The sequence below is a fragment of the Burkholderia sp. Cy-637 genome, from assembly GCF_011753175.1.
GTDB lineage: Bacteria > Pseudomonadota > Gammaproteobacteria > Burkholderiales > Burkholderiaceae > Burkholderia > Burkholderia gladioli.
The window spans coordinates 1-15,786 of the sequence record NZ_VWWC01000053.1 but is presented as its reverse complement, the minus strand read 5'-3'; the positions used below and the strand labels follow the sequence as shown (position 1 = coordinate 15,786).

Annotated in this window: 12 protein-coding genes; 3 read left to right on the top strand and 9 right to left on the bottom strand. The window is 68.5% G+C overall.

From position 1 onward, the window contains the following. Positions 1 to 157: 157 nt before the first annotated feature. From F3J10_RS16240 to F3J10_RS16205, 8 genes are all read right to left on the bottom strand, one after another. On the bottom strand, positions 158 to 343 hold the full coding sequence (locus tag F3J10_RS16240) for a hypothetical protein (RefSeq protein WP_025099872.1): 186 nt from the start codon (positions 341 to 343) through the stop codon (positions 158 to 160). Between the two features lie 195 nt (positions 344 to 538). Continuing rightward, positions 539 to 1,360, bottom strand: a complete 822-nt coding sequence (locus F3J10_RS16235; RefSeq protein WP_025099873.1) for a LuxR C-terminal-related transcriptional regulator — start codon at positions 1,358 to 1,360, stop codon at positions 539 to 541. Positions 1,361 to 2,307: 947 nt separating this feature from the next. Next, a complete protein-coding gene (gene sfnG, locus F3J10_RS16230; protein WP_013689691.1) occupies positions 2,308 to 3,402 on the bottom strand; it encodes a dimethylsulfone monooxygenase SfnG in 1,095 nt (364 codons plus the stop codon). A gap of 156 nt (positions 3,403 to 3,558) precedes the next feature. Beyond that, positions 3,559 to 4,482, bottom strand: coding sequence for a sugar phosphate isomerase/epimerase family protein (locus tag F3J10_RS16225; RefSeq protein WP_167242474.1), 924 nt, complete (start codon positions 4,480 to 4,482; stop codon positions 3,559 to 3,561). Positions 4,483 to 4,506: 24 nt separating this feature from the next. After that, a complete protein-coding gene (locus F3J10_RS16220) occupies positions 4,507 to 6,177 on the bottom strand; it encodes a GMC family oxidoreductase N-terminal domain-containing protein (RefSeq protein WP_167242473.1) in 1,671 nt (556 codons plus the stop codon). Between the two features lie 58 nt (positions 6,178 to 6,235). After that, positions 6,236 to 7,768 carry an amino acid permease gene (locus F3J10_RS16215; protein ID WP_160638681.1) on the bottom strand — a complete coding sequence of 511 codons (1,533 nt, stop codon included), beginning with the start codon at positions 7,766 to 7,768 and terminating at the stop codon, positions 6,236 to 6,238. 199 nt (positions 7,769 to 7,967) lie between these two features. Beyond that, a complete protein-coding gene (locus tag F3J10_RS16210; protein ID WP_167242472.1) occupies positions 7,968 to 9,098 on the bottom strand; it encodes a porin in 1,131 nt (376 codons plus the stop codon). 293 nt (positions 9,099 to 9,391) lie between these two features. Further along, positions 9,392 to 10,813: an AAA family ATPase gene (locus tag F3J10_RS16205; RefSeq protein ID WP_167242471.1), complete on the bottom strand. Its 1,422-nt coding sequence runs from the start codon at positions 10,811 to 10,813 to the stop codon at positions 9,392 to 9,394. A 594-nt stretch (positions 10,814 to 11,407) separates the two neighbouring features. Between F3J10_RS16205 and F3J10_RS16200 the strand changes: the two genes are divergently transcribed. Beyond that, positions 11,408 to 12,796: an APC family permease gene (locus F3J10_RS16200; protein WP_025099880.1), complete on the top strand. Its 1,389-nt coding sequence runs from the start codon at positions 11,408 to 11,410 to the stop codon at positions 12,794 to 12,796. A gap of 98 nt (positions 12,797 to 12,894) precedes the next feature. Next, complete coding sequence (locus F3J10_RS16195; protein WP_167242470.1) at positions 12,895 to 14,049, top strand: MFS transporter; 1,155 nt, start codon at positions 12,895 to 12,897, stop codon at positions 14,047 to 14,049. A 139-nt stretch (positions 14,050 to 14,188) separates the two neighbouring features. On the opposite strand, the gene hisD is transcribed toward F3J10_RS16195, so the two are convergent. Next, a complete protein-coding gene (gene hisD / locus F3J10_RS16190; RefSeq protein ID WP_167242481.1) occupies positions 14,189 to 15,475 on the bottom strand; it encodes a histidinol dehydrogenase in 1,287 nt (428 codons plus the stop codon). Positions 15,476 to 15,568: 93 nt separating this feature from the next. On the opposite strand from hisD, the gene F3J10_RS35980 reads away from it, so the two are divergent. Beyond that, positions 15,569 to 15,786, top strand: a 218-nt coding sequence (locus F3J10_RS35980) for a hypothetical protein (RefSeq protein WP_205200307.1), incomplete at its 3' end; no start/stop codon positions are given.

Here is a 15,786-nt window from a genome sequence, read left to right as displayed (position 1 = left end):
CCAGCAAGCCGCCCGATGCACAACAGCAACAAGATGAACGAAACGTTGCCCGGCAAGCAACGCTCGACTCGATCGGCCGCCTGTCACGGCGCCCGGCCGGCGCTGCGCCGACTCCTTGCCTCGCCCTTCCCTCCCCTCCCTTCCCCTTGCTCCGGCCTCAGCCCGCCTCGACCGCGTCCGGCTCGGCGAGCGCCGCCTCGTGCGAGGCTTCCAGCCCGGCGCTGACGATCACCGTCGGCACCAGACGGCCGCCGTCCAGGCGCGAGCCGTCCGCGCGATACCAGAGCATCGAGACGATATCGCGCGCATCGCGCGTGCTGGTTTCCTCGAATTCCTGCTGCATGGCCCTTCTCTCTCGATGATGTGAATCGCCGCGCCCGCAGGCGCGCAAACGTTGTCGTCGACGCGCGCGAGCATCGAGCCCGCGGCGTCGATCGGCACCTGCCGCCCTCGCGCCGCCCATCCTGCCGCCCATCCTGCCGCTTGTCCTACCGTGCCGCCATCCCGCCTTGCTGTTGCATCGCGCCGCCGGCCCGCCTCAGGCTTCCTCGAGCACCCACTTGACCAGCCCGTGGCGCCCCTTGAAACCGAGCTTGGTCGCGGCGCGCTTGATATAGGTTTCCACCGTGCTGTGCTTGACGCCGAGCGTCTCGGCCATCTCGCGGAAGGTGCTGCCGGTCAGCAGGCCGACGCAGACCTCGATCTCGCGGTCGGACAGCACCACGGCCGCGCTCGACAGGCGATGCTCGAACTCGCTGCGCAGCGATTCGTTGCGCGTCTTCTCGCTGGACTCGCGCTCGTCGGCCACCGGGCGCGCGCTGGCCGCGTAGCGGCGGTGCGAGGCGTGCATCTCCACCAGCGGCAGCAGCATCTCCGCGCAGCTCTTGAGGAAGGACATTTCCTGCAGGGTGAAGTCGTAGGACTGGTCGGGGCGATACAGCGAGATCACGTAGCGCCGGTTCGCCTTGCGCGAGACCAGGTGGCACTGGAAGCCGCGGTCGTAGCGACACGAGGGCATGGCCTCGAAACCGCTGCTCGACTCGCAGTGGCGCGGCGCGTTCATGTGGATCAGCTGCGTGTCGGACGCCGCGAGGATCTTCATCGACAGCGGATCGCGCGCGATGCCGCGCTCCAGCTCGTCCTTGAGGATGGTGGTGCGGATGTCCTGGTCATGCGAGGCGAAGGCGCCGAGCAGGTGCACCCCGACGATTTCGCCCTTGCTCTCGTTGACCGACCACGCGGTGATCTTGGTAGAGGCGACCTTCACGGATCCGACGAGCAAGGCGTGCAGATCCGAGGTGAAGCGCTCGGTACCGGTGCTGGATATGATTTTCCCTAGCTTGCCAAATATCTCGACCAATTCGTGTTCCTCGGAATATGTTGTTGTGCAGCCCAGGCGCGTCCTCGCCGGATCGATGAATCGACCAAGGCATCGCGGCGGCACCTGCCGGCGCCGGGTCCTGCCGATCTTCCCCTGCCCGCTTCCACCGATCGTGCCGCACGGCTACGGCCGACCTCGCGACAGGTCTCGACGCCGTCGTGGCCGGTCTATTGCGCCGGACATCGATGCGCCCACCACCACGCCCCACTCTCACGAGGCGCTTCGGGACCCGCCGGCCGCATCTGAACGGCGCCCGATCCGGGTTCCCTCCGGCGATTCCTCTCAAAACCGCCGGATGAAAAAAGGGTAGCCAGCATCCGCATGCCGCAACAAGCCGGACACACGAAGCCCCGACCTCGTTCGCGAAGCCAGCCTCGCGAACCGTGCCGGCCGATGCCACCGGCCACACGCGGGTCACAATGCGCCGCGCCGCCCGAGCCGCCGTCGGCCGCCCTGATCAGGCCGGCGACAGCGCCGTTTGCGTCGCGATTCATTGTTATGGATTGCCAGCACCGCGACTGTACTGGATTTTCCATGACACAGCGCCCTCTACAAAAAAATACTTTTGAAACGAGTTACGCTGTGTTAGGAAATCTAACCCTTGTTTTATGCGAATTGCGCGCGAACGGAATGTGAAATCCATTTCCCGAATTCGGCACTTTACGCCAGAAGGCACGCCAGCCGTGGTTTCTGGTCGAAGAAAGGGAATTGCGGGGAACGCGACGGGGCGCCAGGGAAGGGCGCGAGGGGAACTATGTCGATCGACCGGCATTCTGCCGGCCTTCATTTCGTTATGTTAATCAGTTGATTAACACTGAGATTTGGTTTCACGATTATGACGTTTGAAACGATCGTTTCGTTTCAAACCGGGAAGCGCGGCGGCGGTACCGGCGATCGGCGCCGCCGCCGCGCTTCCGGCGGCGGGCTCAGGCCGGCTGCGCCTCGCGCCGGCGCTCCAGCTCGCGCACCAGCGGCAGCACGCGCTGGCCGAAATATTCGACCTCCTCGTGGTAGTGCAGGAAGCCGGCCAGCACCAGGTCGACGCCGATCGACTTCAGCGCCACGATGCGCTCGGCGATCTGCTCGGGCGTGCCGATCAGGTTGGTGCGGAAACCGTCGTTGTACTGCACCAGGTCCTCGAACTTCGAGTTGGCCCACATGCCCTGCCCCTCGGGCGCGGCCTTGCCGGCCTGCTTGACGGCGTGGCCGAAGGCGTTGACGGCCTCCACGTCGGCATGCCGGACGATCTCGTCGAGCACCGCGCGCGCCTCCTCCTCGGTATCGCGCGCGATCACGAAGGCGTTCACCCCGAAGCGCACGCGGCGCCCCTGCTCGGCCGCCGCCGCGCCGATCTCCTCGATCTGCGCGCGATGGCCCTCGAGCGTGTTGCCGTTCATGAAGTACCAGTCGGAGACGGCGGCGGCCATCCTGCGCGCCGCCGCCGAGTTGCCGCCCTGGAAGATCTCCGGATGTGGCTGCTGGATCGGCTTGGGCTTGAGCGTGTAATCGTGGAAGCGGTAGAAGTCACCGCGGAACGTGAAGTTGTCCTCGGTCCAGACGCCACGCACGGCGCGGATGAATTCCTCGGAGCGGCGATAGCGCTCGTCGTGTTCGAGCCAGGGCTCGCCGATCGCGGTGAATTCGCCCTTGAACCAGCCGCTGACCACGTTGATCGCGACGCGCCCGCCGGTGAGCTGGTCGATGGTGGCGAGCTGCTTGGCCACCACCGCCGGATGCCAGGGGCCCGGCAGGATCGCGGCGATCACCTTGAGGCGCTCGGTGGCGGCCAGCAGCGCATGGCTGATCGCCACCGATTCGTGCTGGTACTCGGCGCCGTAGCCGGCCGTGAAGCGGATCTGCGACAGCGCGTAGTCGAAGCCGTTGCGCTCGGCCAGTTGCGCGAGCTTGCGGTTGTAGTCGATATCCCAGCTGGTGCGCTGCTCGATCTTGCTGACCACCAGGCCGCCGCTGACGTTGGGCACCCAGTAGGCGAATTTCAGTGTTTCCGGCTCGTGACTCATCGGCTCGTCCCTCGAATGAACAGGCGACAGGAAACCGTGCCGGGCGCCAGGGCGCGCGGCACGGCGATGTCGTCGGCACATGCTAGGAGCCGGACTTGATGCGGACAACCAAGGATTTCAGCTAAGGATTCCAGCCGCCGCGAAGGCTCGCCCCGCTCATCGCGGCCGGGACTCGGCGCCTGCCTGCGCCGCGCGCGGCGATTCGATCAGGCGAGTCATCAATGCCTTCAATTCCGCCGCCACGCGAAACCCGTTCTGTTGCTGCTGCCGCCGGCAGAACAGCTCGCAGCTCCACCATCCCCGGTAGCCGGTCGCCTTCACCGCGTCGGTCCATTCGACGAGATCGAGCACGCCGGCGCCGGTGGGCACGTCGCGCAGCACGACTTCGTCGGGAATGCCGCCGTCGAAGCGCAGCGAGTCGCAGACGTGGACGCCGTGGATCAGGGCCTTGTCGAGCCGCGCCACGTCCTCGGGCGTCACGCCCGACGTGTAGCAATGCCAATAATCGACGACGATCCTCACGTTGTCGCGCCCTGCCCGCGCGATCAGCTCGAGCGAGCGGTCCAGGCCGCAAAGCGGCGTCCAGGACAGCGTCTCCAGGTACAGCAGCAAGCCGGCCTGCCGGGCCATGTCGGCCAGCATGGCGAGATTGCGCGCGGTGGCGGCGATCTGCTCCTGCTCCGGCAGGCCGAGCAGGCCGGCGTAGCGCGAGGTCCGGCCGGACTGCCGCCATTCCGCCACCGCCCGCACGTCGACCGGGCCGGTGAGCACCTGCACCCCGGCCGCGCCGGTCGCGACCGCCAGCTCGAACAGTTCCTCGGCGCGCCGCCACAGCGCGCCGGCCGCCTCGCCCTGTCGCTCGATGTCCATCAGGAAGCCCAGCCCCGGCACGCAGATGCCGGCACACAGCCGCGCCAGCTCCGCGCGCGAATGGCCGGCCTCCAGATAGTCCTCGACCTTGCGGCCGGACAATTCGATGCCGTCGAATCCGGCCGCTCTCATGATGTCGAGATCGGTCACCAGGTTGGCGCCCTTCGCGACCGTCGCGTGAAGGATCAGCGCGTTCGTCCTGCATTCCATGTTTGCTCCCGGTGAACTTGCGTGTCAGGCGGCCGGCACGACGCGCCGTCCCGCGGGCGTCGTCCGCCGGGCCGCCGCCTCGCCGGTGCCCGCCTCGCGGCGGGCCGGCGCGTCGATGCCGCGGATCAGGTCGCTGGCCTTCTCGCCGATCATGATGCAGACCGCGTTCGGATTGCCCGAGATCAGGGTCGGCATCACCGAGGCATCGGCCACCCGCAAGCCCTGCACGCCCCTCACCCGCAGCTCGGGATCGACCACCGCCAGCGGATCGACGCCGATCCGGCAGGTGCCGGCCGGATGCAGCGCGGCGTGGGCTTTCTGCTGGCAGAAGCGGCGGATTTCCTGCCGGTCGAGCACCGACTCGAACGGCACGATGCGCCGCTCGACGTAGCGGCGCATGGCCGGCTGCTCCATGATCTCCATCGCCTTCAGGCAGCCGGCGGCCACCGCGTCGAGATCGTAGGGATCGCTGAAGTACCTGGGCGACACGCGCGGCGGCTCCAGCGGATCGGCGCTGGCGAGCTCGACGGTGCCGCGCGACCTCGGGCGGATCTGCCCCAGGTTGACGGTGCAGCCGTTGCCGCCGGGCACGCCGTTGACGCCCTCCTCGATCCCCGCGCCCACCACCATGAAGTACTGGATGTCGGGGCTCGGCTCGTCGGGCTGCCCCCACCAGAAGGCGCCGCCCTCGATCAGGTTGGAGGCGGCCGGGCCGCCGCGGAACAGCGCGTATTGCAGCCCGGCCAGCGCCCGCCAGCGCAGCCGCTTGTACTTGTCGTAGCTGTCCGGGCCCTTCAGCTGGTACACCAGCGAGATCTCGATGTGATCCTGCAGGTTGCGGCCGACGCCGGGCAGGTCGGCCTGGACCGCGATGCCGTGCCGTTCGAGCGCCTGCGCCGGGCCGATGCCCGACAGCATCAGCAGCTTCGGCGAATTGAGCGCGCCGGCGCTGACGATCACCTCGCGCCGCGCGCGCAGCTCGCCCTCCCGCCCGTTCTCGACGAACCCGACGCCGACCGCGCGGCCCTGCTCGACGATGATCCACGTGACGCGCACGCCGGTGCGCACGCTCAGGTTGCGGCGATGCCGGGCCGGCCGCAGGTAGGCGCTGGCCGCGCTGCTGCGCCGGCCGTTGCGCGCGGTGATCTGGTAGAGCCCGCAGCCGGCCGGGTCGCCCGAGTTGAAGTCCTCGTTGTAGGGCAGCCCCGCCTGCTGGCAGGCCCGCAGCCAGGCCTTGCTGAGCGGGTGGATGTGGCCGATGTCGGATACGCCGAGCGGCCCGCCGGTGCCGTGCTGCGCATTGCAGAAGCGCTCGTTGTCCTCGGCGCGCAGGAAATACGGCAGCACGTCGGCATGGGCCCAGCCGGTCGCGCCGGCATCGCGCCAGCCGTCGTAGTCGGCCGGCACGCCGCGGATGTAGATCATCGCGTTGACCGAGCTGCCGCCGCCGAGCACGCTCGCCTGCACCATGGTCGGCGGTTCCTCGCGATGCTGCTCGTCCGTCGGGATCCAGGGAATGCGCTTGAGCAGCGGGCCCTGCGCGGTCTTGTAATAGGCCCCCGGAATATGGATGTAAGGGCTGCGATCGGGCGGGCCCTCCTCGAGCAGGACCACGCTCACGCCCTCGTCCTCGCTCAGCCGCGAGGCGATCACGCAGCCCGTCGAGCCGCCGCCCACGATGATGTAGTCGACCATCTGATATTCGTCTCCCGTGGATTGTCGCCGTCGCGGCCAGGCCCCGACGGCGGGTGGATCAGCGCGATTCGCGCATGGCCTCGCCGACCCGGTGGACCTGCCCGGCATCCCCGCCCGCGCGCAGCGTCGCGCTGGTGACCGGCGGCCCGGGGAAGCGGCGCCGTTCGAAACCGAACCAGGCCAGCACCATCAGCACGAAGAAGCCGATGAAGTAATGGATCAGGATGTCGGTCGGCGGCTGCAGCCCGACCCAGATGATGAAGATGCCGCCCACGATCGCCACCGCGCCGTACGGCCTGGACAGCACGCCCAGGCGATAGGGCCCGTAGTGCCGGTTGCGCGCGAACATCGCCGCGCCGATCGCCATCCCGTAGGCGAGCTGGTAGAACAGCGCGGTGCCGGCCACCAGTGCATTGAAGGCCGAGGAATACAGCGTCACCGCGATCCCGGCGAACGCGCCGGCCCAGATCCCCACCACCGGCGTGGCGTAGCGCGCCGACACGCGGCTGAAGACGAGCGGCAGGCCGCGGTCCCGGGCGAACGAGTAGATCGCGCGAGACAGGCCGGTCAGCGCGCTGGCCCCGCAGATATAGGCGGACACCGTCAGCGACAGCACGATCGCGTCCTTCAGCAGGCGCGGCGCCCGGACCTGCTCGAACAGCAGCGCGAAACCGTCGCCGCCCTTCTTCGCGATCGCGGCCGGATCGTTCATCGCCAGGTAGAACAGCACCAGCAGCACGCCGCCCAGCACCACCGAGAGGATCACCGAATTGCGCATCGCCCTGGGCACCGCGCGGCTCGCGTCGACGGTTTCCTCGGATACGTGCGCGGCCGCGTCGTAGCTGGTCACGATCCACATCGGCAGCAGCAGCGCGTAACCGAAGCTCAGCAGCAGGTTGCCGGTATGCGGCACCACCCCGCCGCCCGCGTCGCCGGTGTTGTTGGTGAAGCTGAACAGATGCGCGAGATTGGCCAGGTGCAGGTTGCAGAGCATCACCACCACCAGCGCGACGGCGCCGGCGAAGGTCACGTAGGCGCCCACCATCACGCACCAGGCCAGGGTCTTCACGCCGAAGTGATTGAGCGCCGCCCAGCCGCCCACGATCAGCGTCACGCCGAGCACCTGCTGCGCGTAACCCCAATGCGAGGTGTCGATGTGCAGCATGCCGTTCAGGATCAGCTGGTTGAACAGCAGGTAGAAGGCCACCGCCGTGCCGCCCACCGAGAACACGTAGCTGATCAGGTTGATCCAGGCCGTGGCCCAGCCCCAGCCGCGCCCGCCCAGCACCGAGGACCAGTGGTAGAGGCCGCCGGCGGTCGGGATCGCGGAACTGATCTCGCCCAGCGAGGCCGCGGTGGCATAGGCCAGGCCGCCGCCGATCAGCCAGGTCACGGTGATGCCGAAGGCCCCCGCCGTGCCCAGGCCCTGCTGCATGTTCGCGCCGAGCGCCCAGAACAGCCCGATGGCCATGAAGGACATCGCGAAATTACCGAACGCCGACATGCCGCGCGAGAGCTCCTGCTTGTAGCCGAACTGCTCCAGCAGGTCTTCGTCCCGCCGCGCCGCGTACCGCAATACCTGATCATCCATGAGAACCTCCAACGACATGCGCTCCGGCCGTCATCCGGCGAACGGGGCAGTGAAAGTGGCGAACGCTCGCCTCCATTGCGACGCGATCCAGGCATTGGGCTTATTTCGTCTTATACGTATAAGCTTCATGTTGGATGCTCAAAAACCTCGCGTCAATCCTGTCGAATTACCTGTTTACCCGCGGCCTGCCCGGCGGCGTTCAGAACTTGTGGCGGATCCCGGCGACCGCCAGGATCTGCGAGGACTTGCCGGCATCGACGTCGTACGAGCCGATCACCGCCTGCGCCGCGCCCGCGCCGTTGCTGCCGCTGGCGTGCTGGTAGGCGGCGCTCAGGTACAGGTCGGTGCGCTTGCTGAGCAGGTAGTCGATGCCGAGATTGGCCTGGTGGTAGGTGGCCGACGAGTCGCCGCCGGATTTCGTGTAGTTGTAGCCGCCCACCAGTTCGAAGGCCGGCGTGATCATCCAGCTCGCGAACAGCGAGCCGTTGCTGAAGTGCTGGGTGGCCTGGAACTGCGAGGCCGCGTCCGCGCCGTAGCTGGTGTAGGAAAACGCCGCCCCCGCCGTGAGCGCGCCGAACACGTACTGGCCGCCGACGCGCGCGATATTGATCGAGCGCGCCGAGGCGTAGGCCGCGTTCACCGCGCTGTTGAAGAAGCTGTCCGCGCTGGTGGTGCCGCGCGCCGAACGCGCGGGATTGCCGTTGTCGACATGCAGGAAGCCGCCGGCCACGCTCAGCGCCGCGCCGTTGTAGGCCACCGCGGCCGACCAGGTCTGCCCGGAGCCGCTCGCGCCGGCCACCCCGCCGAGCGCAAGCATGCCCTCGACCACGATGCCGCCCCACGATGGGCTGGTCCACTTCACCGCGTTGTTGAAGCGCACGCTGTCGTCGAAGTTGTCGATGTCGCCGGGCGGCGCGAACAGGCCGCTGTAGTTGTCGGCGGTGAGCGGCTGCAGGAGATCCGTGATCGGATCGTATTGGCGGCCGAGCGTCACCGCGCCCCAGCTCGGGCTCGCCAGGCCGGCGAAGGCCTGGCGGCTGAATTCGCGGCCATTGCTGGCGAACTGGCCCGATCCGAGATCGAAGCCGTTCTCGAGCTGGAAGTTGGCCGTGATGCCGCCGCCCAGATCCTCGACGCCCTTCACGCCCCACTGGTTGCCCGACAGGTTGCTCGAGCTGAGCCGCCACTGCGAAGCCTGGCCGCCGCTGTTGTGGATGTAGGCGATGCCCGTGTCGACGATGCCGTAGAGCGTCACCGAGCTCTGCGCCCGGGCCCCGGTCGCGTAGGCCGCGATGCTGGTCGCGATCAAGCAGATGATTTGACGTTTCATGGATCCACCCCGATGAGATTGATATCGGGAGGCGATATTGATTCGTTCTGCGATGTATTTCGTCCGATCTTTCGACTCGGAACAGGCAGAGCGCCGCCTCACTTGCGTCGCAGTATTGGAGCCCAATATTTCAGGCTCAATTTCGCAGGCGCCGGATTGCGGACGCAGTTCGACGCACCGGATGCGTCGAGGCAAACCCGCCTCGGCAAACAAAAAATCCGGCGTGTGGAAGGCACGCCGGATTCACGACGGTCTCGCCCCGGCGCGCCAGGATCAGGCGCCGGCCGCAACGATCAGAAGCACGGGTTGCCGACGTGGCGGACTTCCCGCGGCGCCTGCCTGGGGCGCGCCCCGAGCAGCGCCTGGCTCAGTTCGTTGCCCGGCTGCAGCATGTCGTGCAGCACGCTTTCGAGATCGGCCATGCGGACCTCGCCCGGCGTGCCGCGCACGATGCTTTCCTGCGCCAGCCTGCGCACCAGCTCCTTGACGAAGGCCGAGCTCACGCCCTCGGTCCGGCTCACCGCGTGGTCGATCACCTCGCCGGGCACGCGCATCCGGGCCCCATAGAGCCGCAGCAGCCGGGCCCGGCACTCCGCATCCGGCAGGGCGATCTCGATGGCCTGGTCGATCCGCCCCGGCCGCGCCGACAACGCGCCCTCGATGGCCTCCGGCCGGTTGGTGGTGAGGACGAAGAGGATCTCCGCGTCGGGCTGCAGGCCGTCCATCTCGTTGAGCAGGCGATTCAACAGGCTTTCCTCCTTCGGCCCGCGCATCTCCTCGCGATCGCGCCCGACCAGGTCGACATCCTCGATCACCACCATGCACGGCTGCAGCAGCCTGGCCAGCGACATGTAGCGGTCCAGCTGCGTGACCTGGTCGGCGCTGATCAGCAGGGTGGTATGTCCAGGCAGGTTGCTGGCGAGGTAGCGGATCGTGTGGGTCTTGCCGGTGCCGGGCGGGCCGTACAGCAGGATGCCTTTCTGCAGCGACTGGTGCAGCGCCTTCAAGGCGCCGCGACTGTGCGCGAAGTCGAAGATATTGCGCTCCAGCAACTTCATGGTCGCGGCGGGCAGGATCAAGTCCTCGCGCGCCACCGGCGGCAGACGATGCACCATCAGCCCACCCGGCTTTCCCGAATAGGCTTCGCTGTCCTCCAGCGAAAGCACCTTGCCTCGATACAGGCTGGAATCGCGCACCGCCTGCTCGAGTTCGGCGAAGGCGCGCCGGGCGAAGTCGTTGCCGGCGGCGCTGGGCAGGTGGACGATCTCCACGCTGGCGACCTGCCTGACGCGCGTCTGGATGTGCTGCTCGAACAGCACCGCCGCCTTGAGCTGGCCGCCGTCCGTCACCAGCCACAAGGCATTGTCGAAGACGGCCACGATCTCCTCGTCGCCAACCTCGACCTCCTGGGACTGGACGGGCGCCAGCGAAATCGCGTGCGAGAACGCGCCCGCGCCCCGCTTGAACAGGCTGGGAAACTTCAGCGGAATGGTCGGGTGATCCTGGTTCAACCCGAGCAGGCGCGGCGCGAACGGCGCCAGCAGGCGCAGCAAGGCTCGCTGCAGCTCGGGCCGCGTGTGATGGGGGAACTGTCGTCGCGACGACGCCAGGTGTTCGGGCAGCATCCCGCCGAAATGCGTCGTCAAGGCCTGCCAGGCGAATTGCTGGTGCTGCAGGTCGACGCCGTCATCGACGGGGGCTTCGAGTGGATTCATGAGGGGGAGTCTCTTTCGGTGGCAAGGTCGATCGGGAAGGAGACCGCCGGGCATCCCGCCGAAAGCTCATGCCCGGAATCCCGGCGGCACTTCCGCAAAAAATGATATTTCGCGATCGGCACGCCCTCACAGATACAGACCGGCCGCGGCGAGCCGAGTCAAGGCTCGCCCGCCCCCGTCTGCACCCATCGCACGAGGACGACAGCGCGGCCGGGCCACGCAACGATCGCCGGCCGGCGCGCCCACTGGAACGCGGCTTCCGCCGCCCCGACGCGAGATGACGCGCCTCGACGCGATACCGCCCCGGCCGCTCGCGCGACGGCGCAATCGCGCGCGCCGCCTGCGTCAGCGCCGCCACCGGGCGCGCCAGCCCGCGCGCGCCGCGGCCCCGCCCGTGGCGCGGGAAGACGCAGGACGCTCGCCGCTACGGGTATACGCGTGCCGCCCGACTATTGACACCGGGAATACGTCCATCGAGCATTTGACTTATACGTATAAGTCACGCTGATGCCGGATCTGCCGACGATGGATGCTCGCCATCCGGCAACGCCCGGCTCATGCCCTTCCGTCTCTCGAAGTCAAAGGATGTCCGTCATGGCAAACGATCTTTCCCGCCAATCCTTCCCCGAGCGGTCGATCGCGCCGGCCGGCGAGCCGGACGCGCCCCTGAACCTCAGGCGCGAACTCAGCGTGCTCGACCTGGTCATCTACGGCATGGTCTACATGCTGCCGATCGCGCCGTTCGCGCTCTACGGCATCATCGCCAACGTCAGCCACGGCATGGTGCCGCTGGTCTACCTGGTCAGCGTGGTCGCGATGATGTTCACCGCGCGCAGCTACCAGGTGCTGAGCAAGCAGTTCCCCGTCGCCGGATCGGCCTATACCTACGCGCAGAACGGCATCGGCGATCTCGCCGGCTTCCTGGCGGGCTGGCTGGTGTTCCTCGACTACATCATCGCGCCGGGCCTGCTGGCGGTGGTCAGCGCGGTGGCGATGAACAGCCTGGTGCCGGAGATCCCGCGCTCGCTGTGGATCCTCGGCTTCGTCGGGCTCGGCACGGTGCTGAACCTGGTCGGCGTGTCGGTGACGGCCAAGGTCAACCAGGCCTTCCTGGTCGTGATGCTGGTGGTGCTGGCCGCCTTCGTCGGGGTCGGCCTGTTCGCCCTGTATGTCGGCGGCAAGGGCCACGGCGCGCTGACGCTCGGCTCGCTGTTCGATGTGCGCAGCTTCACCTGGGCGGGGCTGGGCACCGGCATCCTGATCGGCTCGACCAACTTCCTCGGCTTCGACGCGATCACCACGCTCGGCGAGGAAGTGAAGAGCCGGCAGCGCCACCTGGCCAGTTTCGCCGGCATGGCCACGCTGGTGATCACCGCCGTGCTGTTCGTGCTGCAGACCTGGATCGCCGCCGACCTGGCGCCGGGCGCGCGGCTGCTCTCGCCCGACAGCGCCTTCTACGACATCTCCGCCTATGCCGGCGGCCACTGGCTGTTCGCGCTGACCTCGATCAGCACCGCGGTGGCCTTCGGCGTGCCCTGCACCATCGTCTGCCAGATGGCGATCGCGCGAATCATCTTCGCGATGGGCCGCGACCGCCAGCTTCCCAAGGTGTTCTCGCGCCTGTCGCGCAAGTCGCGGCAGCCCTATGTGGCGAACCTGTTCGTCGCGACCGTCTCGCTGGTGATCGCGCTGGCCTTCCAGGACCGGCTCGACGACCTCGCCCTGTTCCAGAACTTCGGCGCGTTCTCCGCCTTCATCCTGGTCAACCTGTCGGTGATCGGCTATTTCCGCATCCGGCAGAAGTCGCGCGACCTCTGGAACCACCTGATCCTGCCCGCCGTCGGCTGCGCCGTGATCGTCGCGCTGATGGTCGCGATGCGCGCGGCGACGCTGAGGATGGGCCTGGTCTGGCTCGGCCTCGGCCTGGCCTACTACCTGGTGATCCGCTACCTGCTCGGCCGCCGGGTCGAACTGCGGATCTGAGCCGAGCGCCGCCATCCTCGCGCGCCGCGCGGCCGCCATCGCGGCGGCGCGGCGCGCGTGTTTTTCCCCGACCTTCCCCCAGGAGCCGCGCCACGCCGATGAGCCGTTGCACCCTCGCCCCTTCCCCCACCGCTGCCGCCTGGCAGCGTTTCTCGACCCGAGCCGGGTTCTTTTCCTTCGGCTTCATGCTGTCCTCCTGGGCCCCGCTCGCCGCGCTGGCGAAGTCGCGCATCGGGCTGGACGACAGCGCCTTCGGGCTGGCCCTGCTGTGGTTCGGGATCGGCAGCCTGATCGCCATGCCGCTCGGCAGCGCGGCCGCGAGCCGCCTGGGCTGCCGCTTCATCAACCTGGGCTTCGGCCCGCTCGCCTGCGCCTGCCTGTTCGCGCTGGCCTCGACCGACGACGCGCGGATGCTGTCGCTGAGCCTGTTCCTGTTCGGCTGCGGGATCGGCACCCTCGAATCGGCCATGAACCTGCAGGCCGCCGCCGTGCAGCGCCTGCACGCGGCGCCGCTGATGTCCGGCTTCCATGCCTGGTTCAGCATCGGCGCGATCGCCGGCTCGGCCGGCGTCAGCAGCCTGCTGTCGCTGCGGGTCCCGCCGCCGGGCGCCGTCGCCTGCGTGGCCGCGGTGATGCTCGTGCTGTGGCTGCTGGCCGGCCGACACTTCATCGGCAGGATCGCGTCGGGCGAGCGCGCCGCGTGGCGCCTGCCGACGCGGGCGGTGGTCTGGATCGGCGTGCTCTGCTTCGTGATCTTTCTCGCCGAGGGCGCGGTGCTCGACTGGAGCGGCGTGTTCCTCACCACGCGCAAGGCCTTCAGCCCCGCGCACGCGGGTTACGGCTACGCCGCGTTCGCCGCGGCGATGGCCGTCGGCCGCCTGGGCGGCGATCGCCTCGCCGGCGCCGTCGGCGCCCGGCGGATCCTGCTGGCGGGCTCGCTGGCGGCGGGGGCCAGCCTGGTCGCGCTGGTCTGGCTGGACCACTGGCTGGTGCTGATGCTGCTGTTCGCCACGCTCGGGCTGGGCCTGGCGAACCTGGTGCCGCTGCTGTTCCTGCAGATCTCGCGTCAGACGCGCATGCCGGTCGAGCTGGCGATGCCGGTGGCGGCTACCCTGGGTTATGCCGGCATGCTGGCCGGCCCGGCGATCCTCGGCTCGATCGCGCAAACGGCGGGCCTGCCGGCCGCGTTCGCGATCGTGGCGGCCCTGCTGCTCCTGGTGGCGGCGTCCTCGCGCGTCGTCACGCCCGGCTGAGTTCGAACGCGGGTGCCCGGCGCCGCACCTCGCGCCGCTGCCCCGGCGTCGATGCGAAGCGTGCCCGCCATGCCGGGCGCGCCAAACGAAAAGGCACCCTCGCGGGTGCCTTGCGCTCGACGCCTGGTGCCGGCCGGCTTCAGCCGGCGGCCTTGCCGAACCGGCGCACGCGGATGTCGGCCTGCTCCTGGTGGCCGGCGAATCCCTCCATCGCGCAAAGCCGCGAGCAGTACTCGCCGATCAGCACCGAAGCCTCGTCGGTCAGGACCCGCTGGTAGGTGCAGGTCTTGATGAACTTGCCCACCCACAGGCCGCCCGTGTAGCGCGCCGACTTCATGGTCGGCAGCGTGTGGTTGGTGCCGATCACCTTGTCGCCATAGGACACGTTGGTGCGATCGCCGAGGAACAGCGCCCCGTAGTTGCTCATGTGCTGCAGGAAGTACAGCGGGTCGCGCGTCATCACCTGCACGTGCTCGGAGGCGATGCGATCGGCTTCCTCGACCATCTCGTCGAGGGTGTCGCACAGCACGATCTCGCCGTAGTCGCGCCAGGCCACCGACGCCACCGGCGCGGTCGGCAGCCGCGCGAGCTGGCGCTCGATTTCGGCCGGCAGGTCCTCGGCCAGGCGCTGCGAGTTGGTGAGGAACACGGTGGGCGAATTCACGCCGTGCTCGGCCTGGCCGAGCAGGTCGGCGGCGACGATCTCCACGTCGGAGGAATCGTCGGCGATCACCAGCGTCTCGGTCGGCCCCGCGATCAGGTCGATGCCGATCCTGCCGAACAACTGCCGCTTGGCCTCGGCCACATAGGCATTGCCCGGCCCGACGATCATGTCGACCGGCGCGAACTGCTCCGTGCCCAGCGCGAGCGCGGCGATCGCCTGCACGCCGCCGGCGCAGTAGATCTCGTCGGCGCCGGCCAGGTGCATGGCCGTCACGATGGCCGGATGCGGCTTGCCGCCGAACGGCGGCGCCACCGCCGCCACGCGCTTGACGCCGGCCACCTTGGCGGTCAGCACGCTCATGTGGGCCGAGGCCAGCAGCGGATACTTGCCGCCCGGGATATAGCAGCCCACCGAATTGACCGGGATGTTCCGGTGGCCCAGCACCACGCCCGGCAGGGTCTCCACCTCGACGTCGCGCAAGGCCGAGCGCTGCACCTCGGCGAAGCGGCGCACCTGGGCCTGCGCGAAGCGGATGTCCTCGATCTCGCGCGCCGACAGCGAGGCCACGCAGGCCTGGATCTGCTCGTCGCTCAGGCGGAACGCGGCAGGCTCCCAGTCGTCGAATTGTCTGGAATACTGACGAACCGCCTCGTCGCCGCGCGCGCCTACCTCGGCGATGATCTTCTCCACGGTCGCGCGGACCTGCTCCGCGATCGCCGCCTGCACTTCCACCGGCTTGCTTTTCTTCAGATACCGAATCACCCAACACCTCCGAGAGCACGTATGTCCGCCCGGCGGCCGCACGCGGCACGCCTCGGCGGAGGACTGTTCCGATCGCCAGGATCGGATGGCCGATTGTCGGTGGCCGATTCGGGGGCGGCAATTTCGCAGCCGCGGCGCGATCGACGCGCGACGACGCGATCCGGCGACGCAAGCCGACGCACATCGGTACGCCGCCTCGGCGAGCCAGGTCTTGCAGGTTTTCTCGCTGCCGCGCGGCGCGCGGATCACGCGCGTCGGATCGAGACGCGGATCGATGTGCTTGGGATGATTCATGACAGCCCTCGAAAGGA